The organism is Amycolatopsis sp. NPDC031561 (genome assembly GCF_055580625.1).
Map to the genome: position 1 here is coordinate 99,319 of NZ_JBVILA010000008.1, position 23,587 is coordinate 122,905.

The window sequence follows — 23,587 nt, forward strand, 5'->3', positions numbered from 1 at the left end:
CTTCACGGACCTTTGGCCGCGTCCCGGATGGCGTCCACGATGAACTGGTAACCCGTGCACCGGCACAGGTTCCCCGAGATCCCCTGCCGGATCTCGGCATCCGTCGGGTCCGGGTTCTCCTTCAGCAGCTCCACCGCCGTCGCCAGCATCCCGGACGTGCAAAAACCGCACTGCAGCCCGTGGTGCTTCCGGAACGATTCCTGCAGCGGATGCAGTTCGCCGTTCTCGGCCAGTCCCTCGACGGTGACGATCTCCGCGCCGTCCACCTGGACCGCCAGCAGGCAGCACGATCGCGCGCTCGCGCCGTCGAGGGTGATCGTGCACGAGCCGCAGACGCCGTGTTCGCAGCCGACGTGCACCCCGGTGAAGCCCAGGTCGTGGCGCAGGAAGTCGGCCAGCGTCCGCCGCGGTTCGCAGTCGGCGCGGTAGGTCCGTCCGTTCACCGTGAGGCTGACCGTGATCATGCGCCCTCCTTCGCTCGCGTGATCGCCCGCCGGGTGAGGACCGCGGCCATCTCGCGCCGGTAGCCCGCGGGGGCGTGGAGGTCGTCGGGCGGATCCGTCGCCGCGGCGGCGAGTTCCGCGGCAAGGGCGATCACGTCGTCCGTCAGGGCGCGGCCGGTGAGCGCTTCTTCGGCGGCGGTGGCCCGGATCGGCGTGGGGCCCGCGCCCGAGATGGCGATCCGCGCGGTTTCGCAGACGTCGCCGGACAGCGTCACGGTGGCGAAGACGGCGACCAGCGCGAGATCCCGGCTCCGACGGCTCAGTTGCTCGACAGCGCAGCCGCCCCGGTGCGACGGCACCGAAATCCGGGTCAGCAGTTCGCCGGGACCCAACGCCGTTCGATGCGGGCCGAGGAAGAAGTCCCGCGCGGCGATCACCCGCTCGCCTTCCGGCCCGTGCGCGGTGAATCCGGCGTCGAGCGCGACCATCACCGCGGGCAGTTCCGCGGCGGGGTCGGCGTGCGCGAGGCTGCCGCCGAGGGTGCCCCGGTTCCGGATCGCCGGGTGTCCCACATAGCCGATCGCCTCGGCGAGCAGCGGGACTTCGGACCGGACGGTTTCGGACGTCTCGAGGACCCTGTGACGGGTGAGAGCGCCGATCTCGAGCTGTCCGTTCTCCTTGCGCAGGAAGGAAAGCTCGTCGACACGGTTGATGTCGACCACCAGGGTGGGCCGTACCTGACGCAGGTTCAGCAACGGCACGAGGCTCTGCCCGCCCGCCAGCACCCGCGCGTCCGGTGTGCCCGCAAGCGCCTCGATGGCCTCGTCGAGCGAAGCGGCCCGGAGGTACTCGAACGGAGCGGCCTTCACCGGTGTGCTCCTCGCTTGATCGCGGCCAGCAGTCGTGGCGGCGTGATGGGCAGCGACGTGATGTCGACGCCGTACTCGCGCAGCGCGTCTCCGACGGCGTGCGCGATCGCCGCGCCACCGCCGATCACACCCGCTTCCCCCATCCCCTTGAACCCGCCCGGAACGTGTTCGGCGGGCGTCGCCATATGGGAGACGGAGAACGGCGGGATCTCGGTCGCGGTCGGCAGCAGGTACCCGGTGAACGACGTGGTCTCCAGTCGTCCGTCGGCGCCGTAGACCAGCTCCTCGTACAGCGCGCCGCCGATCGCCTGTGCCGCGCCGCCGTGCAGTTGCCCGTCCACGATCATCGGGTTGATCACGGTGCCGCAGTCGTGCGCGATCAGGTAGTCCAGCAGCGTCACCACACCGGTTTCCCGGTCGACCTCGGCGAGGACGGCGGTGCAGCCGAACGAGGTCGCGACGTTGACCGGGTCGTAGACCTCGCGCTCTTCCAGCGTCGGCGTCTCGTCTTCCGGCCAGACGCCGTTCAGCCGCCGGTACGCGGCATCGCCGATCGCGGCCAGCGTGACCTCCTTGCCCGGCACGCCCTTCACCGAAACGACACCGTCCTCAAGGGACAGATCGTCGGGGGAGACTTCCAGTATGTGGCCCGCCACCCGCAGGATTTTCGCCCGCAGCCGGGTCGACGCGTTCAGCACGGCCGCGCCGCCGACGGCCGCCCCGCGGCTCGCCGCCGTGCCGTAGCCGGTGTACGGGCAGCTGTCGGTGTCCCCGGAAAGGACGGTGACGTGGTCGAGCGGGACGCCGAGCGTATGCGCGGCCACCTGCGCCAGCGTCGTGTGGATGCCCTGGCCGATCGCGGACAGTCCGGTGTGGACGGTCACGTGCCCGGTCGAGTCGACCCGCACGACTTCCTCGTCGAAGCCGGAATGCCCCAGACCGGAGAGGTTGATGATCCGGCTCGGCCCGAACCCGGTCAGTTCGTTGTGGAACGAATAGCCGATGCCGACACCGTTTCCGCGGCGCTTCGCCCAGCCCGCCTCCGCGACGGCCTTCAAACAGAGATCCAGGCAGTCTTCGTAGCGGCCGCTGTCGTAGACGAACACCGGACTCTGGTACGGAAACGCCTCCGGCGGGATGAAGTTCTTGCGCCGCACCGCGTGCGCGTCCATGCCGAGACGTTTCGCCAGCTGCTCCACGAGGTGTTCGTGCACGAAGTTCGCTTTCGGCAGCCCGTAACCGCGGAACGATCCGTACGGCGACCGGTTCGTCATCACCGCGACCAGGCTCAGTTCCACGTTCGGGATGGCGTACGGCCCGGTGAGCAGCGCCGTCGTCGTCCAGCACGGGCTGGGGCCGACGGTCCCGAGCACGCCACCGAGGACGCCGTACACCGTGGCGCGCAGGCCGGTGATCGTGCCGTCGTCCTTGGCCGCGAGTTCGACGTCGATCTTCTGTTCGCGCGAGTGCGCGTTGGCGACGAAGCTTTCCGCCCGGTCCTCGATGAGCTTGACCGGTTTCCCGGTACGCCGAGACAGGATCGCCGCGACGACCTCCTCGGCGTAGAAGTCGAACTTGTTGCCGAAGCCGCCGCCGACGTCGGGAGTGCGCACGCGGATCCGGTCCAGCGAGAGCCCGAAGATCTCGCCGAACAGTTCGCGCGCGAGATTGGGTGCCTGCGTCGCGAGCCAGACATCGAGCCGGTCGGTGAACGGGTCCCAGGTCGCCACCACGCCGCGGGTTTCGATCGGCGTGCCCATCTGGCGCGCGAAGCGGAACGACTCGGTGAGCACGACGTCGGCCTCGGCGAACGCGGTGCTCACGTCACCCATCGGGATGGTTCCGGTGCCGGCGACATTGTTCGGCCAGTCTTCGTAGAGCTTCGGCGCGTCGTCCGCCAGCGCCTGTTCGAGCGTGCTGACGGCCGGGAGTTCCTCGTATTCGACCTCGATCAGTTCCAGCGCGTCTTCCGCGGTCGCCCGGTCCTTCGCCGCGACGGCCGCGACGCCCTGGCCGGGATACCGCACCTTGCCGACGGCCAGCGCGTGGTTCTCGGGCACCCGCATGTCCGGCAGGTTCGACCAGATCACCGGCTGTGGTGTCTTCGTGCTCGACACCACGTCTTCGCCGGTGATCACGGCGAACACGCCGGGATGGGCGTTCGCGGCCGTGGTGTCGACGCGCAGGATCCGCGCGTGCGGATGAGGGCTGCGGAGGATCGCGGCCTCGAGCGTCCCCGGCAATCGGACGTCGTCGATGTACTGCGCCCGGCCGGTGAGCAGGCGGACGTCCTCCTGCCGGGTCACCTTCGCGCCGATCAGCCCCTCGCCCATGCGTTCACTTTTCCGCACCGATGGTGCTTCGCGCATCGTGCACACGGGTCACGGCGGGGCCCGGAGTCAGAGGATCTTCGCGACTCGGTAGGCGATCCCGCCTTCGACCGGGTAGCCCGAACCCGCGCACACGACGTCGTTCAGCCACGCGTAGCGCTCGGAGCCGGTCTCGAAGTACGGAGTCGTCCGGAAGTAGTACCGGGCCGGGTCGACCAGATGGCGGGTCGCGGGATCGGCGAGCTCGGCGCGGAGTTCGGCGGGGATCCGCCAGCGGCCGTGGTAGGTCATGTGCAGCAGCGCGTCGTCGTGGGTGCGCAGGGTCAGCCGGACGTCGAGCGCCATCGTGCCGCCGGGGCGGAACGTCGCCCAGTCGCCGCCGGTCGGCAGGACCTCGCCGCGCAGCTCCGGGCCCTCGAACGTGCCGCCCGCGGCGCCGAAGAGCACTCGGCCGCCGCCGATGTTCAGCGGAGGGTGCAGATCGATGACGATGTCGAAGAGCGGCTCCGTGCGGAGTTCGCCGACGTCCTTCACGCGCGTGGTCATGAGCCGAACACCTTCCGCCGGACGGCGTCGGTCGAGACGCCCGATTGGGCGCAGAGCGCCGAGAGGTCGAAGAAGAACCGTTCGGACGCGATGAGGCCGTCGGCGAACGTGAACCGGATGAACACGGGCAGTTCGGCGCGATCGCCGCTGGGGACGACGCCGAACCGGTCGCCGGTCATCGTCATCCGGGCGGTGCCCCAGCAGGCGAGTGTCGTGCCGTCGCTCGCGTGGCCGTCGAGGGTGACGTCGTAGTCGGGGAAGGCGGCGAAGAAGCGCTTGAGCGCCTTCTCGTTCTCGGCACGGCCTTTCGCCGTGGTCCCGAAGGCCGGGGTTTCGAGGAGCATGTCGGGGTGCAGCAGGTCGAGTGCCGCGGGGATGTCCTGCCTGCTCTTGGCGAGTGCCAAGGCTTGGACGAGCGCGTACGTCACGGGTCCCTCCAGTGGGTCGGAACTAAACGTACGACCGTTCGTATAGTTAGGCAAGGGTGCTTGGGTCTCGTGAGTGGTGAGGACGGTTCTAACCGTCCTCACCACTCACGAGGCTCATCGCCGCCCGGTCCGCCATCGGGAGCCATTGCCGATCGGCGTCGAAGGGCCGGTAGCCGGACCGGACGTGCTCGATCAGCAGCGGCAGCGTCGGGTGCCGGTTCTCGTGCCGCCACAGCAGCGAGAACGGGTACACCGGAGTCGGGTCGACCAGCGGGATCTGGACGACGTCCGGATGCCAGGGCACGTGCATCTTCGCGCCGACGAAACCCAGACGGTCCTTCGACTCGCTGAGCACCTCGATGTGGTGCTCCAGGCCGAAGTTCGGGCCGTCGGTGTCGACGAGGACGCCGAACGCCGGGCACAGTTCCTGCCAGAACTCCGCCCATTCGCTGGCCCGCGCGTTGTACGGCATCCAGGCCGTGAGGCCGGCGAGGTCCGCCATCGCGACCCGGCGCCGCCGTGCGAGCGGATGCCGCCGCCCGACCAGCAGGTTCGCCGGTTCCAGATAAGCGGGCGTGCGGCCGATCGCGGGGTCCTTCACGGTGTGGACGCGGGCGAAGGCGGCATCCACCGTCTCGGGCAGCATCGACCGGCGCACCGCACCCAGTCCCGGCGTGACGAGCTCCAGTTCGTCGTCGTGCTCGGCGTGGAACGCCCGGATCACCTCCATGGTCGCCAGCCGCGTGCCGAGGACGTCGACGCGCAGGGGGCGGCGCCTGCCGTGCAGTCGCTCGACGGCCTGGTCCGCGAGGCTGATCAGCGCGCGAGCGTGCTTGAGGAACTCCTCGCCGTCCTCGGTCGGCTCGGCGCCTCCGCGTGTTCGCGACAGCAGCCGCACGCCGAGGTCCGCCTCGAGTTTCGCGACCCGTTTGGAGATCGCCTGCTGACTCACCTCCAGCCGGATCGCCGCCTCGCCGAAGTACCGGTCCTCGGCCACCGCGACGAACGCGCGGACCGCGCCCAGGTCCAGCTCCACTGTGTGCTCCTTACAACTTCTGGTTGTCGCTCGCCGCGTGTCGCTTGTTGGACAGCGCCTGTGTGTCTTGGGTCCAATCGCCGCGTCGGACCGGAATCGTACAACCGTGGGGAGTGGCCGGTGGACTCCTTCGTGCACCTGCACGTTCATACCGAATATTCGATGCTCGACGGCGCGGCCAAGATCGCGCCGCTGTTCGCCGAGGCCCAGCGGCTCGGCATGCCCGCGGTGGGGATGACCGACCACGGCAACATGTACGGCGCCGACGAGTTCTACCGGCAGTCCGTCCTGGCCGGGCTCAAGCCGGTGATCGGCATCGAGGCATACCTCGCGCCCGAGTCGCGTTTCCATCGGAAACCGGTGTTCTGGGGACGGCGCGGCGACGGCGGCGACGTCTCCGGCGGCGGTGCCTACACGCATATGACCATGCTCGCGGAGAACGCGACCGGGCTGCGGAACCTGTTCCGCCTGTCCTCCTTGGCCAGTCTGGAGGGCTACTACCGCAAACCCCGGATGGACCGCGAACTCCTCGCCCGGCACCACGAAGGCATCATCGCCACCACCGGCTGCCCGTCCGGCGAGGTGCAGACCAGGCTCCGGCTCGGCCAGCCGGACGAGGCCATCCAGGCGGCTTCGGACTACCGCGACATCTTCGGCGCGGACGACTTCTTCCTGGAACTGATGGACCACGGTCTCCCCATCGAGCGATCGGTGCGGGACGGCTTGCTGGACATCGGACGCCGTCTCGACCTGAAACCGTTGGCCACCAACGATTCGCACTACGTCACCCAGGATCAGGCGGCCGCGCACTCCGCGCTGCTGTGCGTCCAGTCCGGCAAGACCCTCGACGATCCCGGCCGGTTCAAGTTCGACGGCGACGGCTACTACCTCAAGTCCGCGGAGGAGATGCGCCGGTATTGGGACGCCGAAGTCCCGGGCGCGGCGGATTCCACCCTCCTCATCGCCGAGCGGATCGAGTCCTACGACGACGTCTATCGCCACCTCGACCGCATGCCGGTCTTCGAGGTTCCCGAAGGACACGACGAAGGATCCTGGCTGCGCAAAGAGGTCGCCGATGGGCTGCGGTGGCGGTTGCCGGACGGCGTTCCTGACGCCTACGTCGCCCGTGCCGACTTCGAGATCGGCGTGATCGCCGAAAAGGGCTTCCCTGCGTACTTCCTGATCACCGCCGACCTGATGAGGCACGCCCGCGAGGTCGGCATCCGGGTCGGGCCCGGCCGCGGCTCGGCGGCGGGTTCGCTCGTCGCGTACGCGCTCGGCATCACCAACCTGGACCCGATCGACCTCGGACTGCTCTTCGAGCGGTTTCTCAACCCCGAACGGGTCTCCATGCCGGACATCGACATGGACTTCGACGACCGGCGCCGCGGCGAGATGATCCGTTATGCCACCGTCAAGTACGGCGCCGAACATGTCGCGCAGGTGATCACCTTCGGCACCATCAAGACCAAAGCGGCCATCAAGGACTCCGCCCGCGTCCACCATGGACAGAGCGGGTACGCGATCGCGGACCGGATCTCCAAGGCACTTCCGCCGCCGGTCGCGGCGAAGGACATCCCGCTCGCCGGGATCGTCGAGCCGGATCACGAACGTTACGCCGAGGCGGCGGAAGTCCGCGCGCTGCTGGAAGGCGACGGCGAGGCGTCGAAGATCTTCGAGACCGCCCGCGGGCTCGAAGGGCTGATCCGCAACGCCGGTGTGCACGCCTGCGCCGTCATCATGTCGAGTGAACCGCTGCTCGACGCGATCCCGTTGTGGCGGCGGGATGACGGTGCGGTCATCACCGGCTGGGACTATCCGTCGTGCGAGGCCATCGGCCTGCTGAAGATGGACTTCCTCGGCCTGCGCAACCTCACCGTCATCGGCGACGCGCTGGACAACATCAAGGACAACCGCGGCGAGGAGATCGACCTCGACACGCTCGGTGTCGAGGATCCGGCGACGTATGAACTGCTCGCCCGCGGCGACAGCCTCGGCGTCTTCCAGCTCGACGGCGGCGCGATGCGGGATCTGCTGCGCCGCATGGGGCCGACCGGCTTCGGCGACATCATCGCGGTGAACGCGCTGTACCGGCCCGGCCCCATCGCGATGAACACGCACAACAACTACGCGGACCGCAAGAACGGCAGGCAGCCGATCGAGTCGATCCACCCCGAGCTGGCCGGGCCGCTGCGCGAGATCCTGGCCGAGACCCATGGCCTGATCGTGTACCAGGAACAGATCATGCGGATCGCGCGTGACGTCGCCGGCTACTCCATGGGCCGCGCCGACGTGCTGCGCAAGGCGATGGGCAAGAAGAAGAAAGAGGTACTGGAAAGGGAGTTCGAGGGTTTCCGGGACGGCATGGTCGCCAACGGGTTCTCCCTCGAAGCCGTGCAGGCGCTGTGGGACGCGATCCTCCCGTTCGCCGGTTACGCGTTCAACAAGTCCCATGCCGCCGGTTACGGGCTGGTCGGCTATTGGACCGCGTACCTGAAGGCGAACTACCCGGCGGAGTACATGGCGGGCCTGCTGACTTCGGTGGGGGACAACAAGGACAAGTCGGCGGTCTACCTCTCGGAATGCCGTCGGCTGGGGATCAAGGTGCTGCCGCCGGACGTCAACGAATCGGGACTCCGGTTCTCGGCGGTGGGAGACGCGATCCGGTTCGGGCTGGGCGCGGTGCGCAACGTCGGCGCGAACGTCGTCGACTCGATCATCGCGACGCGAAGGGAAAAGGGGAAGTACGCCTCGTTCACCGACTTCCTCGGCAAGTCGGAACTGGTGGCCTGCAACAAACGGGTCATCGAATCCCTGGCCAAGGCGGGCGCGTTCGACTCGCTCGGGCACACGCGGCTCTCGATCCTGCGGGTGCACGAGGAGGCGGTGGACGCCGTGGTGCCGTTGAAACGCAAGCAGGCGATGGGCCAGTTCGATCTTTTCGGTTCGGGCGAGGAGAGCCAAGAGGACACCTCGCCGCTCGCTCACCTCAGGTTCGGTGTCCAAGAGTGGCCGCGCAAGGAACTTCTCGCGCACGAAAGGGAGATGCTCGGTCTGTACGTCTCCGCGCATCCGCTCGACGGGGCGGAACGCCTTCTGCGCAAACACGCGCCGCGCCCGATCGCGGCGATCCTCGACAATCCGCCCAGGGAAGGGGATCTCGTCGTCGCCGGGATCGTCACCTCCTTGGAGCGGCGGGTGAACAAGAAGGGCGAGCCGTGGGCGATCTGCACGATCGAAGATCTGGACGCCGCGCTCGAAGTGCTGTTCCTTCCCAAGGCCTACGCGTTGTTCGTGGCGGATCTGGCCGAGGACAACGCCGTCCGCGTCTGCGGCCGGGTGAACTGGCGGGAAGACAAGATGTCCGTGTTCGGTGGCGGGCTGATGCCGCTCGACCTTTCCGCGGCGGGTGACGAGGAGCCGCCCCTCACCCTGCACGCGATCGCCGAGAAGCTGACCGAGGACGCGGTCCTGGAACTGAAGCAGGCCTTGCTGGCGCACAAGGGGGAAACCCCGGTCCGGGTGGATCTCGCCGGGAAGTCGTACGCGCTCGACGACTATCCGGTCGCGGTCAGCGCGATGCTGCTCGGCGAGCTGAAGTCCATTCCCGGCATCACGACCGTCCGCGCGTGACTCCCGCGTTTCGTCCTCTGGTTGCGGTAGTTGCCCGGGCAACTACCGCAACCAGAGAACGAAACGCGATTACGGTGGGTGGCATGAGTGCCTTCGTAGTGCAGCGGGATGGGCGGACGGCGACCGCCGAGGAGCTGGCGCCTCTCGCCTTCGCGGGCTTCGCCCACTTCACGGCCATGCAGGTGCGCGACGGCCTGGTCCGCGGTCTCGACCTGCACCTGGACCGGCTGAGGACCGCGTCCCTGGAGCTGTTCGGCAATGCGGTGCCCGACGACAGGATCCGCTCGCACCTGCGGACGGCGCTGGAGTCGGGCCCCGCCGACGTCTCCCTGACCGTGACGATCCACCTGCCAGGCGATCTCGAAGTCCTCGTTCGTACCCGGCCTCCGGCGTCCGGCCCCGAAGGCCCGCTGAAGCTGACAGTCGTCGAGCACGAACGCTTTCTGCCGTCGATCAAGCACACCGGTGAGACGGCGAAGACGCACTTCCGGCGTCAGGCCGTGGCCCAAGGGTTCGACGACGCCGCGTTCGCGGACCGCCAGGGCAGGCTCAGCGAGGCGACGATCTGGAACCTGGCGTTCTGGGACGGCGATACGGTGGTGTGGCCCGACGCCGGTCTGCTGCGGGGCACCACGATGGACATCCTGCGACGGCGACTGGAAGTGCCGCAGCGGGTCCAGGAGGTCACCGTCGCCGATCTGCCGGACCTGGCGGGCGCGGTGGTCATGAACTCGTGGACGCCGGGGATCGCGGTGCATCGGATCGGCGAGATGCCGTTGCCGGCGGCGCCGTCGTTCGTCGCATCGCTGCGCCGGGCGTACGAAACAGAACCCTTCACCCGACCTTGAAAGGAAGAACGCCGATGAAGATCCTCGTGGTCGGTGCCACCGGAACGATCGGGGCCGCGGTCTCCGAAGCCCTCGCCACACGCGGGCACACCGTGCTCGCCGCGTCCCGCTCCGGTGAAGTCGAAGTGGACGTCGAACGGCCGGGCACCCTCGACGCGGTGTTCGCCGCCGAACCGGGGATCGAGCACGTCGTGTGCTGCGCGGGGAGCGGCTCGCTCGTCCCCGTCGACGGCGGCACCGACGAAGAGTTCGTCCAAGGGCTGCAGGGAAAACTGCTCGGCCAGGTGTTCCTGGTGCGGCACGCGATCCCGCACCTGCCGGACGGCGGTTCCGTGACGCTGACCGCGGGACGGATCCCGGAGACGTTGCGCGGCAGCGCGTTCGGTGTCCTGACCAACACCGGCCTCGAAGCGTTCGTCGCCGCCGCGGCGCGCGAACTGCCGCGCGGCCTCCGTGTCAACGCCGTCAGCCCCGGCTGGGTGAGCGAAACGCTCGCCGCGCTCGGCGAGCCGGAGGGTGGCACCCCGGCGGCGGAGGTCGCGCGCAGTTACGTCGAGGCCGTGGAGACCGCGAGCCTCACCGGGAGGACGTTGACCCCGTAAGTGGACACCGTGACCGGTTATCGACTAGCTTCGGATCCACGAAGTGGACACGGTGTTCACTTGAGGAGGATTCGATGACTCCGTTGCCGCGCGAGCAGTTCCCCGCCGTGAAGCGCTGGGCCTACCTCAATCACGCCGGGATCTGCCCGCTGCCCACGTCGTCGGTGGAGGCCATGCACCGGCAAGCCGTCGAGGTCTCACTGGACGGCGAGTTCACCTACGCCGCGCACAGTGCGGCGATCGAACGGGCCCGCGCGTCGGTGGCGACGCTGATGGGGGTGCCGTCCCGCGACGTCGCCTTCGTGAAGAACACCAGTACCGGCCTCGGTTTCGTCGCGAACGGACTCGACTGGTCGCCGGGCGACCGCGTCGTCATCCCGGACTTCGAGTTCCCGTCCACGCTGTACCCGTGGCTCGCGCTCGCCGATCGCGGCGTGGTGGTGGATCGCGTGCGCGGTGAGCTCACCACCGAGGCCTTCGCCGAGGCGATCGCCGCGGGCCCGCCGCCCAAACTCGTGGTGACCAGCTGGGTCCAGTTCGGGCACGGCTGGCGAGTCGATCTCGCCGCGCTGAGCCGGGTGTGCCGCGATGCGGGCGCGCTCTTCTGTGTCGACGTCATCCAGGGGCTCGGTGTGATCCCGGCCCGGCTGGAGGAATGGGGTGTCGACTTCGCGATGGCCGACGGGCACAAATGGCTGCTGGGGCCGCAGGGCTGCGGCGTGCTCTACGTACGGGAGTCCTGTTTGGACCTGCTGCGGCCACTGGAACCGGGCTGGAACTCGGTCGCCCATCGGGAGGACTGGGACAACCTGGACTACGTGCCCGACGACAGCGCCCGGCGGCTGGAAGGCGGGATGCCGAACGCCGCCGGGATCGTCGCCCTCGGGGCCTCGGTCGAACTGCTGCTGTCCGCGGGAATCGAGGCGATCTGGTCGCATGTGGACGGTCTTTGCGAACGGGTTCGCGAGGGGTTCGCCGAGATCGGCGCGACGGTGCTTTCCGAACGCGGCACCGGGCATCGCTCGGGAATCGTGTCCGTGCGGGTGGACGGACTGCCGGTCCCGTTGCTGGCGGAACGGCTCAAGGCGCGCGGGATCGCGTGCTCGGCGAGATCCGGCGGCCTCCGGATTTCGCCGCACGGTTACAACACCGAGGACGAAATCGATTGCCTGCTCGTCGCGGTTCGGGAGATTCTCGCTTGACCGCACTGCCACAGTGAATCTTCGTGGCGAACCATGACAACGACAGGAACGAACTCCTCCGACTGGCCGGGCTGGCGACGCCGATGGCGTTGCGGGTCGCGGTCACCCTCGGTCTGCCGGACAGGCTGTCCGGCGACGGTGCGGAAGCCGGCGATCTGACGGCCGAACTCGGCCAATCCCCGCTCGCGCTCGAACTGCTGCTGGGTCACCTCACCACTCTCGGTGTCCTGGAACGGACATCGAACGGGTACCGCACCACCGACTACGGCGCGAACCTCCGCGCCGATGCAGGGAATGGCCTCGCTGGACTCTTGGACATGGAGGCCGCCGGCGGGCGAGGCGAACTGGCGTTCATCGAGCTCGCGCACAGCGTCGCCACCGGCCAGGCGGGCTACATTCGCCGCTACGGCAAGGACTTCTGGTCCGATCTCGCCGAACATCCCCGCCTGCGGGAGTCGTTCGACCGGCAGATGACGCAGCGGTTCAGCGCGCAGATCTCGGGGCTCGTCGCCGGGTTCGAGTGGTCTCGCTTCGGCACGATCGTCGATGTCGGCGGCGGCCACGGCAGCCTGCTCGCCGCGATCCTGACGGCCAACCCCTCGGTGCGCGGCCATCTCGTCGATCTCGCGCCCACGGCGGCCGCCGCCGAAAAGGAACTGCGAGGGTTCGGAGACCGGATCGAGGTGACCGCGGGCAGTTTCTTCGACCCGCTCCCGCCGGGCGCGGACGCCTACCTGCTGTCCGACATCCTTCATGACTGGGACGACGAGCACGCCCACCGCATCCTGGCCCGCTGCGCCGAGGCTGTCCGTCCGGGAGGCCGCGTCCTCGTGATCGAGGCCGTCGGTGGACTCGGAGCCCAAACCGAGTGGGACCTGGTCATGCTCGTGCTCTACGGCGGCCGCGAGCGACGCCTCGATGAGCTTCGTGAGCTCGCCGTCGCCCATGGCCTGGTCTTCGACTCCGTGACCACGCTGACCGGGCAGCGCAGCTTGCTGGAGTTCCGGATCCAAGATATTCCTTGACAAGAATATTCTGCTGAGTGAATACTTCTCGGCATGGAGCAGATCGCAGCAGCACTGGGAGACGGAGCGAGGTGGCGCATCGTCGAGCTTCTCGCCGAGCGGCCCCGGTCCGTCGGTGAGCTCGCCGAGCTGACCGGCCTGCGGCAACCGCAGACCACCAAGCACCTGCAGACCCTCGCCCGCGCCGGTCTCGTGACGGTCTTCCCGCTCGGGCAGCGTCGCGTCTACGCGGTGGAGTCGGCTCCGCTGAAGGACTTCGGCGGACGGTTGCGGGAGCTGATCGCGAACATCGAGGCGAACGAGGGCGAGCGAGATGTCCTCACGCGCTATCAGGCCGCGATCGGCGCGGACTCCGTGGCCGCGGATCGCGACCGGTGGGCGGACGGACGGGTGTTCTCGTTCGACCGCCTGCTGGCCGCGCCGCGGGACGCCGTCTGGCGGCGGTGGACCGAGCCCGCGCTGCTCGCGGCCTGGTGGGTGCCGCCGTCGATGACCGTCACCGACTGCGTCATCGAGCCCTGGGCGGGCGGACGTGCCGTCCTCGACTACCGCGACGCGGAGGGGCGGTATCGCTCCGCGGGCAAGGTCCACGCCGCGACCGGACTCGAACACCTCGAGTTCGATCTCTCGGTGCTGGACGCCAAGGGGGAGACCTTCTTCACCGGTCACTACGACCTGAAGTTCACCGACGCGCCGGGCGGGACCCGGCTCCGGCTCGACCTGCGCGTCACCGAAACCACCGTCGAGGCCGTCCCGTTCATCGCCGGGATCGAAACCGGCTGGGGCCAGGTGCTCGACAACCTCGCCAAGCACCTCACCCGGGAAAAGGACCGAACACCATGACGAACACGACCGGCCGCCGCGTCACCGCGAACATCGCCCTCACCCTCGACGGTCACTACAGCGGCCCCGGCGGCCCCGGCGACATGGGCGCGATCGTCTCGTACGCCACCACCGACGTCGCCCGCGGTCACCTCGCCCGCATTCACGAGAAGGCGACGACCGCGGTACTCGGCAGACTGAACGCGGAGGGATTCCTGGGCTTCTGGCCGACCATCGCCTCCGACAAGAACGCCGACCCCCGTGACCGCGCCTACGCGAAATGGCTCACCGACGCGGAAAAGGTGGTCTTCTCCACCACGCTGACCGAGGCGCCCTGGGACCGCACCCGCGTCGTGAACGCCCCCGTCGCCGACGTCATCGCCGGCCTCAAGGCGAACGGCGAGGGCGACATCCTGGTCAACAGCAGCGCGAGCGTCATCAAGGCCCTGCTCGCGGACGACCTGATCGACCGGCTGTACCTGATGATCTGCCCCGAGATCACCGGCGGCGGACAGCGGCTTTTCGTCGACGGGCTGCCGGCCTCGAAGTGGGCGCTGGCCTATCAGGAGGTCGGGGAGCTGGGGGAGATGGCGGTGGTCTACGACCGTGTGCGCTGACCGGATGGGCCGAAACGCCTATGGCAAGCAAGGCCGCGCACAGGTCGATCACCCAATAGGCCGCTGCCCGTTATTTCCCCGCACGGTAATGTATCGGTCAGTCGAACATCCTTGAGGGGGGATAATGACTGGACGACGTACGGCTCTGCTCGCCGCGTTCATGGTCGGAACAGCCATGATCATGACGATTCCGTCGAATGCCGCGGCAGCTCCGGCGCAACTGCCGAGCACTCCCATTTCCAGTGACGATGTCATCGGGGAAAACGCGCCACCCGCGACCATCTCTGAAATATCACAGAGCAAAGGAACGGTAGGCCTTTCGGCGAACGAGAAATCGGGCGATGTCGTCGCGGAGAAGATCTTCGGCAAGTTCCCGAGAACCAGGCAGAACCTGACCACCAGCTTCCCGTCGAGAACCGTGGTGGAGATCAGGGGCGACGGGCCGAACGGCGAGGAGTTGAGGTGCAGCGGCTGGATGATCGGGCCGTCCGAGGTCGCGACCGCCGGGCACTGCGTACATTCGGGAGGTCCCGGCGGATTCTGGTACCAGAACCTGGGCGTCGCGCCGGGCCGGAACGGCGTCGACGCCCCGTACAAGTTCTGTGCCGTGTCCAAATCGCACACCGTGCTCGGCTGGTACCGGACGAAAAATTACGATTACGACTACGCGGTACTCAAGCTGAATTGCAAGATCGGTGACACGGTCGGCTGGCTGGCCATGAAACCGAACTCGGGAAATCTGAACGGTGTCGAAGTCACTCATCGTGGGTATCCGACCGACAAACAGCCCGCCGGTTCCCAGTGGTTCACCGCGGACACCATTCGAAGGTCGGGTGATCGTCAGCTCGGTTATCGATTCGACACTGCGGGTGGGCAGAGCGGGGGTCCGGTTTACCGCGTCGACAACAGGGTATTCATGGCCTTCGCGGTGCACAGCTCGTATGACACGCAATTCGACGACAACACCGGGACCCGGATCAATCAGGAAGTATTCGACAACTACGTCGCGTGGCTGAACTGACGGCGGAATCCTGAAGCGGAGTGAGCGCGGCCACGCTCGGAGCCTTGTCTCCGGGCGTGGCCGAAGCGGCGGCACCGATCGCCACGACGATTCGGCATTTCGAGCGCGCTCGTCGTGCAAGGCGACGTTCGGGTCTGGGCCCGGGGCCTCGACCCTTCGCGTACACGAGATCAAAGTGCCGGACGTGGGCAATTCCGGTGGCACGCGCCGTGCGGGGCGGCTCCAGATGGAGCGCGCGGCCGCAGGCCGAAGACCTGGGGTGGGCCCGGAGAGACTCGAACTCTCACTGGCACGGACCTAAACCGTGTGCCTCTGCCAATTGGGCTACGGGCCCCAGTACCGCCCTGAAATCGTAGCGTGCGACACGTTCGGCGTTTCTCGGCGTGGCCGATGCCACGTCGCGGGGCGGCGTCCTCTAACGTGGGCTTCCAGCAAGTACGTCGCGGCGAGGAGGACACGTGGCTCGCGATCCCGAGACCATCGAGCGTGAGATCGAGCAGGCCAGGAACGCGCTGGTCGCCACGCTCGACCAGCTGGGCACGAAGGCGAACCCCGCGAAGCTCGTGGATTCCGCGAAGACCGGTCTGCGCGCGAAGCTGGACGAGCCCAAGGTGAAGTACCCGCTCATCGGCGGGGCGGTGCTGATCGGCGTCCTGCTGATCCGCAAGCTCCTGAAGTAGCGGCTCTCAGGAGGTCTGGGCCGCCTTGGCGGGTGTCTTGGCGGGCTCGGAGGACTTCTCCGCGGGCTTCGCCTCGTCGACGGCCTTCGGGAGTTCCTTGCCCTGAGGCACCGGGGGCTTGGCCTCGATCTTCTCCTTGGCCTTGCCGTTCGCCGGGGGAGGAACCTCGAGAGGTTCGATCTCCGGGAGCGTCAGCCTCGCCGTCATGTAGGCGGCGGTGAACTCGAGTGCACTGCCGTTGAGCAGGTGCACCACGGTCGACCGCTCCGGCGGGGACAGTTTCTCGACCAGCTGGTCCGCCCGGTCCCGTGCCGCGATGATGCCCGGCGCGCGACCGGTCAGTTCCTTGCCGGAGCCGCTGACCGTGACCTTCCAGTCGTCGTCCTCTTGGACGTACGACGCGGTGATCGGTTCGGTCATCCGCCTCACCCCTCTCCTCGCGAGCATGCGTCACTCTGTGGACCTCGCCACGCCGCCGTCATGACGCCACTTTCGGGTGGTGGCGCCCCCTCCTGACGGAGGTCGCGAAGGTCCATCAGAGTTTCTACAGTGTCATCGATACAGTAGGACAACTCTGTGTCACAAGACACTGGCGGCAATGTGCTCTGAGTGACGACCGAATGGCCTAATGCACGCGCATCTTCACGGTCGCTTCAGCGGGCCCTCGTGGACAGGCCCGACCAGAGCACGTCCATCGCGTATCCGGTGGCCATTTCGGGGCTGACGTCCTCGTGCCGCTCGCACCAGATCGCGAGCCGTTCGCACGCGCCGACGACGAACTCCGCGGACGCCTCGGCGCGTAGGTCGTCACCCGAGTCGAAGTAGCCGCTCATCAGCGCGGCGATCAGGTCGGTCTGCTGGCGCCGGGTCTGCTCGATCTCATCGGCGGCGCCGGTGCCGATCAGCGCCATTTCGTGGCGGAGCAGCGACCAGGCCTGCCGTCGATCCCGGATGAAGACGAAGAAGGCGAGCAGCCCGCGCCTCAGCGCGTCCTCGGCGGACGTCGCGCCGACGATCGACCGTTCGGTGACCTCGCGCAGTGCCGCCCGCGACTGCTGGATGCAGGCCAGCAGCAGTCCCTCTTTCGAGTTGAAGTACTCGTAGAGCATCGGCTTGGAGACCCCGACGCGCTCCGCGATGTCGTCCATCGACGCCGCGCTGTAGCCGCGTTCGGCGAAGACTTCCTCGGCGATCTCGATCATCTGCCGCATCCGCTCTGCTCGTGGCATGCGTTTGCGCTTCGCCGTCGTCATCACAACACTCTACCGAAGGTAACCTACTTCAAGTAAGGTGAACTCCCGGTAACAGGTAATGTGAGCGAGAGGTCGGGTCATGGGCAACCGCACCGAGACCGGTGTCGTCATCGTCGGGACCGGCTTCTCCGGTCTCGGCATGGCCATCCAGCTGCGGAAAGAGGGCCGCGAGGACTTCGTCATCCTGGAGAAGGCCGACGACGTCGGCGGCACGTGGCGGGACAACACCTACCCCGGCTGTGCCTGCGACATCCCTTCGCACATGTACTCGTTCTCGTTCGAGCAGAACCCCGGTTGGTCCCGGGCGTACTCGCCGCAGCCGGAGATCTGGCGTTACATGCGCGACGTCGCCGCGAAGTACGACCTTCACCGCTTCATCCGCTTCGGCCAGGAGATGACCGGCGCCCGCTGGGACGCCGACGAGAACCGCTGGCACGTCGCGTCGAAGTCCGGCGAGGAGTTCGTCGCACCCGCGCTGGTCGCCGGGGTCGGCGCGCTGCACCTGCCGCAAATCCCGGAGTTGCCCGGCATCGAGCGCTTCAAGGGCCGCGCGTTCCACTCCGCGCAGTGGGAACACGACTACGACCTCGAGGGCAAGCGGGTCGCCGTCGTCGGCACCGGCGCGAGCGCGATCCAGTTCGTGCCGCAAATCGCGAAGGACGTCGCCGAGCTGACGCTCTTCCAGCGCACCCCGCCGTGGATCATGCCGAAACCCGATCGCGAGATGCCGGAAGCGCTGCGGAAGGCGTTCGCCTCGGTGCCGTTGCTGCAGCGGGCCTTCCGCAACATCCTCTACTGGGGCCTCGAAGCCCGTGCGATCGGCTTCAACGGGCAGCCGTGGGTGATGAAGATCGGCCAGCGCATCGCGAAGCGCAACATCTTCAAAGGCGTCAAGGATCCGGAACTGCGCCGGAAGCTGACACCGGACTACACCATGGGCTGCAAGCGGGTCCTGGTCTCCAACGACTACTACCCGGCGCTCGCGCGGGAGAACGTCTGCGTCGTCACCGAAGGCGTGAAGGAGGTCCGCGAGCACAGCGTCGTCGACGGCGCCGGCGTCGAGCACGAGGTCGACGCGATCATCTACGGCACCGGCTTCCACGTCACGGACGCCTTCGACGATCTGGAGATCATCGGCCGCGACGGGCGCAACCTGGGCAAGGAGTGGTCGGCCGAGGGGATGCGGACGTATCAGGGCATCACCGTGTCCGGCTTCCCGAACCTGTTCTTCCTGCTCGGCCCGAACACCGGGCTGGGGCACAACTCCGTGGTGTTCATGATCGAAGCGCAGATCTCCTACGTCGCGCAGGCGCTGCGGCTCGGGCGGGGCAAGGCGCTCGACCCGCGGCCGGAGGCGCAGGAGCGCTTCAACGGCGAGATCCAGCGCAAACTCGCCAAGGGGATCTGGACACAGGGTGGCTGCAAGAGCTGGTACCTGGATGCGAAGGGCGTCAACCGGACGATTTGGCCCGGTTTCACCTGGCGGTACTGGCTGGACACCCGCAAGGTGCGCCGCGAGGACTACGACCTCCTCGGCTGAGGAAGGAAAGAGGGAGGGTCCGTGAAAGCCCAGATGGGGGGCAAGGCCTTCACGGACCGGAGAACGCCGCGCTCATGAGGGGTTGAGCCGGCGAAGCCTTCCGATGAGATCGACGGTGGTGATACGGCAGAGTTCGGCCATCCGTTCCAGCGCCGCGAAGTTGAGATGGACTTCGGCGGATCCGCTGTCGCCCGACCGCTTGAGCCGATCGTCCGCCCACCGTCGCAGGGGGAGCAGTTCTTCCTGGTCGTCCTTGATCACCAGGCGCAGATCGATCCGGACCCGGCCCGGTTCGTCCACGAACACCCGGCGATGCACCTTGGCCAGCAGATCCTGTGGCAGCTCGTCCATCGCGACGCACAGTTCGACCAGCCGCACCACGGAACAGTGCCGGGTGCCCAGCTCGTAGGTGGCCAGCGTCTGGAGCGAGATCTCGCTCTGCAGATGCTGGTTCAGTTCCTTGCGTGTCCAGCCACGTTTACGGCGGAGCTTGCGGAGCTCGTCTCCGAGTATCCGCTGATAGCTCTCAGCGTCGATCAGCACTCCCCGACCCCTGCCTTGCCAACCCTGCTCCCATCGCTCACCCCATGTGACAAAACCCGGGACGAGCGCACTCACGTGAATGAAAGTCGGCAGGTGGTCCGCTCTTACGCGGTTTCGAGGGTGCTTTTCATGCCAATTTTGGCCTGCTGGGCCGAATGGGTGAATAATGCCCGCGCGGCGAAGGCGTCAGTTGACGCAGGGCACGCCTTCGGCGGTGATCGGCTTCTCGTCGGACTGCTCGGGCGGCGGGGCCGCGGCCGAGGAACCGGCGGCGTTCTGCGAGGAGCCGGAGCCCTGTGCGCCGCTCGCCTGTTTGAAGTCCGAGCCGAGGAAGACCATCACGTGCCCGGCTTCGACGCTCTTGTCCTCTTGGACGGTCGGGTCGCCCCCGAGTTCGGCGGCGACGGCCTGGCCTGCCGCCTTCTCGCCTTTGGCGACCCAGATCACCGTCTTCTTGCGCGCGCTGGCGGTGGCCGTGTCGCCCGCGGTGAAGCCCTTGTCGACGAGCTGCTTCAGCACCGTCGAGGCGAGGCCGTCCCGGTTCGTGGAGTTGCGGACGTCGACCGTGGTCGCCTTGTTGGCCGACTCGGTGGGCGACGGCGCCTGCTCGCCGGGCTGCGGGCCCGCGAGTCCCTGGACGAAGTCCTTCACCTGTTTCGGGTCGACCTGGATGGCGACGCCGTCGTTCGGGGTCTTGTACTCGATGTTGACGATCGGGATCGTCCGGAACTCGAGCTGGCCGCCGGTGAGGCTCTTCATCTGCTGGGCGAAGCCGAAGACGTCCCAGTTCTGGTTGAGCACGACGGACTTCTTGATGGCCGTGATCAGGTCGTTCAGCTTGCCGGGGTTCGCGAGCGTGCCCGCCGAGAGCACCTTGCGCGCCATCCCGGCCATGAACACCTGCTGCCGGACGACCCGGTCGAGGTCGCCGCGCGGCAGCCCGTGGCGCTGCCGGACGAAACCGAGCGCCTCGACACCGGAGATGGTGTGCGGGCCCTTGGTGAACTTCGCGCCGGAGAACTGGTCGTTGACGTCGTCATTGAGGCAGACGTCCACCCCGCCGATGGCCTGGGTGATCTCGCTGAAGCCCAGCAGGTTGATGGCGGCGTAGTTGTCGATGGTCGAGCCGGTCAGCTGCTCGACCGTCTTGATCAGGGTCTTCGCCCCGGCCTCGTTGGCCTTCTGGTCGAGTTCCTTCGGGTCGGAGACGCCGTTCTCCTGCTGCTTCTTGCGCTCGTCGAGCATCGCGCGGGCATACGCCGAGTTGATCTTGTGCTTGCCGAAACCGCCGGGGATGTCGACGTAGGAGTCGCGCGGCAGCGAGATCGCGACGGCCTTCGAGCCGTCGTTCGGGATGTGCACGAAGATCAGCGAGTCGGTGTTCAGTTCGCCGTCGGCCTGCCCGGCGCGCAGCTGGGCGAGGACCTCCTTGGACAGCGGGTTGCCCTGCGCGTCCGTGCGGCTGTCGAGGCCGACGAGCAGGATGTCGCGGGCGCCGTCGGCGGGCTTGTCGCCCTGGTCGGCGCCGATGCCGACGTTCGCGAAGGTCAGGCCGTCCATCGCGGCCCACGCGTAGCCGGTCAGGCCCATCACCAGGAGGGACACGAGGCCCAGCGCGATCTTGGGCCCGCGGAACGGCCGCCGGGGGGCGCGCCGGGGTTCCGGGCGCCGGGGCGGCGGCTCCGCGGCCTGGCGGGCGGGTGCCGGGCGGGTTCCACGAGGCGGGGCCGGGCGGGAAGGAACGCGTCCGGGCGCGTCCTGCCTAGGCCGGGCGGGACGTCGATCCCCATGCCCATTCCGAGGCGGGTACTCCACGCGGTCTGCTCCTTATCTCCGGTACCGGTTCTACGGTCTTCTCAAGGGACGCATGGTGCCTGTTGCGGGTTGTCGCAGGATTACACATCCCCCCGAAGATGTGGCACGCACCACCGGTTTGCCCTCAATGGTACGGAGAAGGCCAGGTCAGCGCTGTGCGGCTCGCGCCGGGACCAGGGTGGCGGCCGCCGCGAACATCGCGACGACGATCGTCGCGACCGGCAGCGCGACGGAGGCGGCGCTCACCTGCTTGCCGTCGAGGGCGCCCATCAGCGGCGGCGCGCACGCGACCGCACAGACCAGCCAGGTCCCGGTCATCCGGCTGGTGCCGTTCCGGACGGTGTGGAGCAGGTACACCCCGAGTAACAGGTTGACCAGGCTCTGGACCGGCCCGAGCCGCAGCCCGAGGAGGTCGGCGTCGGCCGACGCGCCGCCGAAGCGGGTCAGCGCGAAACCGAACACGCCGAGCATCGCGTACGCCATCCCGACCGTCGCCGCGGCGCGGCAGAACACGGCGGCACGCAGGCCTGGTTCGTCGACCGCCCGCTGCTGCGGTCCCGAATGACGTTCGAACCACCAGAAGACGAGCGCGGCGGGGACGGCCAGCAGGGCGAGCGCGAGCAGGACCCTCGGCCTGGCGAGCCAGCTGAGGCCGTCCACGACCGGGCCGGGCAGATAAACGACCGCCACGAGCAGCAGCATCGCGGACAGGAAGCCGAGGTAAAGGCTCATCGGGGCGCGGAGAACGAGTCGGGCGGTGGCGGCGACCACGGGACTCTCGCCGAGCCGGCCCAGCGGTCGCGCGAGCAGGCCGAGGAGCCCGAGCTGGACCAGCCCGAGCAGGAGGACACCCCACGGCGGGCCCGACAACGCGGCCGGGGCGCCGGGGCCGCCGAGCAGCATCGGCCCTTCGCCGCGCACGGCGACCGCGAGCCCCAGCCCGGCGGCGCCGGTGAACGCCGTCGCCAGGAGCGCGACACGCGGCGGGCGGACCCCGTCGGCGTGGGCGAACGCCAGCTGCTGGACGAACAGGGCGAGGAACAACGTCTCCGCGTAGCGCGGGATCGCCGAGCCGGACCACTGCGCCGCGGCCTCGCTCGCCAAGGTCAAGGCCAGCAGGCCGGCGACGGAGACGGTGCGCGTCCGGCGATACAGCGCCAGCAGCGCCGGCGCGAGGACGACGGTCAGCAGGAAGACGCCGAGCAGCCACAGCGGGTGCAGCGCGATCCGCATGACGGTGGCGTTCGTGCCCGTCGGGATCCCCAGCACCTCCAGGGCGAGCGGCACGACCAGCGCGACGACGGCGAAGATCAGCGCGGGGCGCAGGAGCGGGCTGGCGCGATCGGCGAGGTACTGCGGATAGCGGCCGCCGGTCGCGCGGATCGATCGCCAGCCCGCCTCGTTGATCCGGCCCACCGCGAAGAAGATCAGCGGGCAGAGCTGCGCGAGCCAGGTGAACGGCCACAGCGACCGCTCCGGCGCGCCTGCCCAGTGCGCGAGCGCGACGGCGGATTCGCCGAGCAGCATCAGCACGACCCCGGCGACCCCGAGCAGGGCCCATCGGCCGACCGGGACCACCGGACGCGGCTCACGGGGCAGGGTGACGGCGGTCCGGCGGGTGCGGACCCAGCCGCGGAGGCGGAACACCAGCAGCGTGCCGATCACCAGCACCCCGACGATCATCGGGCCGAGCGGGTCACCGACCGGCGGCCCCCAGCGCTGGTGCCAGGAGTTGAGCACGAGACCGGCGGTGTAGAGGGAGGCGACGACGTCGCAGGTGCCGCGCGAGTCCATCGGGTTGAGGACGCAGGCGTGGTGCATGTCGGCGGAGAGCCGGTCGTCGAGCATGGATCTGGCGTCCTGGCCGAGCGGGTGCCCCTTGCGTTCGGCGTAGCGGAGGATGTCGTAGCCCAGGTCGTGCGCCTTGCAGGGGACGGCGTAATCCCACTTGGTGTTGTCGTCGCCCCAGGGCGCCGAGCAGCCGCCGTCGGTGTGGACGGCGCGCACGGTGCCGTCGCGTGCCGTCATCACGCCGGGGGTGATCCCGCTGACCGCGGTGAAGTCGGCGGGCAGTTCGGCGATGACGTTCTCGACCCGGCCGGGCCGCACCAGCGCGTCGACCGCGTTCTGGGCGGCGAGGAGGTCACCCGTCGGTGGTCCCTGGTCCGGCGGCGAGGCGGGCCGCGACGAGATCAGGCCGAAACCGAAGACCAGCACGGTGACCAGCAGCAACCAGCCCGAAGTCGACCATGGCCGCCGGATCCTGGCGGGCTTCCGGTCGGCGTCGGCTGTGGCTGGCATGGCGTCAAGGGTGCCATCCGCCGATCGGGGCCG

At 68.4% G+C, this 23,587-nt stretch carries 21 protein-coding genes and 1 tRNA gene; 10 read left to right on the plus strand and 12 right to left on the minus strand.

The window, feature by feature from the left end; translation table 11 throughout:
* Positions 1-2: 2 nt before the first annotated feature.
* The 6 genes from ACZ5IK_RS18885 to ACZ5IK_RS18910 form a co-directional block, all read right to left on the minus strand.
* Positions 3-464, minus strand: coding sequence for a (2Fe-2S)-binding protein (locus ACZ5IK_RS18885; protein ID WP_465488823.1), 462 nt, complete (start codon positions 462-464; stop codon positions 3-5).
* Positions 461-1,312: an FAD binding domain-containing protein gene (locus ACZ5IK_RS18890; RefSeq protein ID WP_465488824.1), complete on the minus strand. Its 852-nt coding sequence runs from the start codon at positions 1,310-1,312 to the stop codon at positions 461-463. Before ACZ5IK_RS18890 ends, ACZ5IK_RS18885 begins: the two co-directional genes overlap by 4 nt.
* On the minus strand, positions 1,309-3,645 hold the full coding sequence (locus ACZ5IK_RS18895; protein ID WP_465488825.1) for a xanthine dehydrogenase family protein molybdopterin-binding subunit: 2,337 nt from the start codon (positions 3,643-3,645) through the stop codon (positions 1,309-1,311). Before ACZ5IK_RS18895 ends, ACZ5IK_RS18890 begins: the two co-directional genes overlap by 4 nt.
* Positions 3,646-3,711: 66 nt before the next feature.
* Complete coding sequence (locus ACZ5IK_RS18900) at positions 3,712-4,188, minus strand: DUF3237 domain-containing protein (protein ID WP_101610174.1); 477 nt, start codon at positions 4,186-4,188, stop codon at positions 3,712-3,714.
* Positions 4,185-4,616 (minus strand): ester cyclase, encoded by a 432-nt coding sequence (locus ACZ5IK_RS18905; protein ID WP_465488826.1) that lies wholly within the window; start codon positions 4,614-4,616, stop codon positions 4,185-4,187. Before ACZ5IK_RS18905 ends, ACZ5IK_RS18900 begins: the two co-directional genes overlap by 4 nt.
* A gap of 88 nt (positions 4,617-4,704) precedes the next feature.
* A complete protein-coding gene (locus ACZ5IK_RS18910) occupies positions 4,705-5,652 on the minus strand; it encodes a LysR family transcriptional regulator (RefSeq protein ID WP_465488827.1) in 948 nt (315 codons plus the stop codon).
* A 120-nt stretch (positions 5,653-5,772) separates the two neighbouring features.
* On the opposite strand from ACZ5IK_RS18910, the gene dnaE reads away from it, so the two are divergent.
* The 8 genes from dnaE to ACZ5IK_RS18950 all read left to right on the plus strand — a co-directional run bounded on the left by dnaE (position 5,773) and on the right by ACZ5IK_RS18950 (position 15,422).
* Positions 5,773-9,285: a DNA polymerase III subunit alpha gene (gene dnaE / locus ACZ5IK_RS18915; RefSeq protein WP_465488828.1), complete on the plus strand. Its 3,513-nt coding sequence runs from the start codon at positions 5,773-5,775 to the stop codon at positions 9,283-9,285.
* 83 nt (positions 9,286-9,368) lie between these two features.
* Positions 9,369-10,133, plus strand: a complete 765-nt coding sequence (locus ACZ5IK_RS18920; RefSeq protein ID WP_465488829.1) for an aminotransferase class IV family protein — start codon at positions 9,369-9,371, stop codon at positions 10,131-10,133.
* 14 nt (positions 10,134-10,147) lie between these two features.
* Complete coding sequence (locus ACZ5IK_RS18925) at positions 10,148-10,735, plus strand: short chain dehydrogenase (RefSeq protein ID WP_465488830.1); 588 nt, start codon at positions 10,148-10,150, stop codon at positions 10,733-10,735.
* A gap of 74 nt (positions 10,736-10,809) precedes the next feature.
* Positions 10,810-11,937, plus strand: coding sequence for an aminotransferase class V-fold PLP-dependent enzyme (locus ACZ5IK_RS18930; RefSeq protein WP_465488831.1), 1,128 nt, complete (start codon positions 10,810-10,812; stop codon positions 11,935-11,937).
* 23 nt (positions 11,938-11,960) lie between these two features.
* Positions 11,961-12,962: a methyltransferase gene (locus tag ACZ5IK_RS18935; protein WP_465488832.1), complete on the plus strand. Its 1,002-nt coding sequence runs from the start codon at positions 11,961-11,963 to the stop codon at positions 12,960-12,962.
* A 33-nt stretch (positions 12,963-12,995) separates the two neighbouring features.
* On the plus strand, positions 12,996-13,805 hold the full coding sequence (locus tag ACZ5IK_RS18940) for a metalloregulator ArsR/SmtB family transcription factor (protein ID WP_465488833.1): 810 nt from the start codon (positions 12,996-12,998) through the stop codon (positions 13,803-13,805).
* Positions 13,802-14,401 carry a dihydrofolate reductase family protein gene (locus ACZ5IK_RS18945; protein ID WP_465488834.1) on the plus strand — a complete coding sequence of 200 codons (600 nt, stop codon included), beginning with the start codon at positions 13,802-13,804 and terminating at the stop codon, positions 14,399-14,401. The genes ACZ5IK_RS18940 and ACZ5IK_RS18945 overlap by 4 nt, the downstream gene beginning before the upstream one ends.
* Before the next feature lie 175 nt (positions 14,402-14,576).
* The gene (locus ACZ5IK_RS18950) at positions 14,577-15,422 is read left to right on the plus strand and encodes a trypsin-like serine peptidase (protein ID WP_465488835.1); all 846 of its coding nucleotides are present in this window, start codon (positions 14,577-14,579) and stop codon (positions 15,420-15,422) included.
* A 260-nt stretch (positions 15,423-15,682) separates the two neighbouring features.
* Here ACZ5IK_RS18950 and ACZ5IK_RS18955 read toward each other — a convergent pair.
* A tRNA-Leu gene (locus ACZ5IK_RS18955) sits at positions 15,683-15,756 on the minus strand.
* 124 nt (positions 15,757-15,880) lie between these two features.
* Here ACZ5IK_RS18955 and ACZ5IK_RS18960 point away from each other — a divergent pair.
* The gene (locus ACZ5IK_RS18960; protein ID WP_005165704.1) at positions 15,881-16,102 is read left to right on the plus strand and encodes a DUF3618 domain-containing protein; all 222 of its coding nucleotides are present in this window, start codon (positions 15,881-15,883) and stop codon (positions 16,100-16,102) included.
* A gap of 6 nt (positions 16,103-16,108) precedes the next feature.
* Here the strand turns inward: ACZ5IK_RS18960 and ACZ5IK_RS18965 are convergent, their stop codons facing one another.
* Together ACZ5IK_RS18965 and ACZ5IK_RS18970 are read right to left on the minus strand one after the other, a co-directional pair.
* The gene (locus ACZ5IK_RS18965; RefSeq protein ID WP_465488836.1) at positions 16,109-16,522 is read right to left on the minus strand and encodes a hypothetical protein; all 414 of its coding nucleotides are present in this window, start codon (positions 16,520-16,522) and stop codon (positions 16,109-16,111) included.
* A 233-nt stretch (positions 16,523-16,755) separates the two neighbouring features.
* On the minus strand, positions 16,756-17,355 hold the full coding sequence (locus ACZ5IK_RS18970; RefSeq protein WP_465488837.1) for a TetR/AcrR family transcriptional regulator: 600 nt from the start codon (positions 17,353-17,355) through the stop codon (positions 16,756-16,758).
* 79 nt (positions 17,356-17,434) lie between these two features.
* On the opposite strand from ACZ5IK_RS18970, the gene ACZ5IK_RS18975 reads away from it, so the two are divergent.
* Positions 17,435-18,895, plus strand: a complete 1,461-nt coding sequence (locus tag ACZ5IK_RS18975) for a flavin-containing monooxygenase (protein ID WP_465488838.1) — start codon at positions 17,435-17,437, stop codon at positions 18,893-18,895.
* Positions 18,896-18,967: 72 nt separating this feature from the next.
* Here ACZ5IK_RS18975 and ACZ5IK_RS18980 read toward each other — a convergent pair whose 3' ends face one another.
* The 3 genes from ACZ5IK_RS18980 to ACZ5IK_RS18990 all read right to left on the minus strand — a co-directional run bounded on the left by ACZ5IK_RS18980 (position 18,968) and on the right by ACZ5IK_RS18990 (position 23,554).
* Positions 18,968-19,438 (minus strand): helix-turn-helix domain-containing protein, encoded by a 471-nt coding sequence (locus ACZ5IK_RS18980; protein ID WP_465488839.1) that lies wholly within the window; start codon positions 19,436-19,438, stop codon positions 18,968-18,970.
* A 186-nt stretch (positions 19,439-19,624) separates the two neighbouring features.
* Positions 19,625-21,253 carry an LCP family protein gene (locus ACZ5IK_RS18985; protein WP_465488840.1) on the minus strand — a complete coding sequence of 543 codons (1,629 nt, stop codon included), beginning with the start codon at positions 21,251-21,253 and terminating at the stop codon, positions 19,625-19,627.
* Between the two features lie 147 nt (positions 21,254-21,400).
* Entirely contained in the window at positions 21,401-23,554 is a 2,154-nt protein-coding gene (locus ACZ5IK_RS18990; protein WP_465488841.1) for a phospholipase A2, read from the minus strand.
* Positions 23,555-23,587 lie beyond the last annotated feature (33 nt).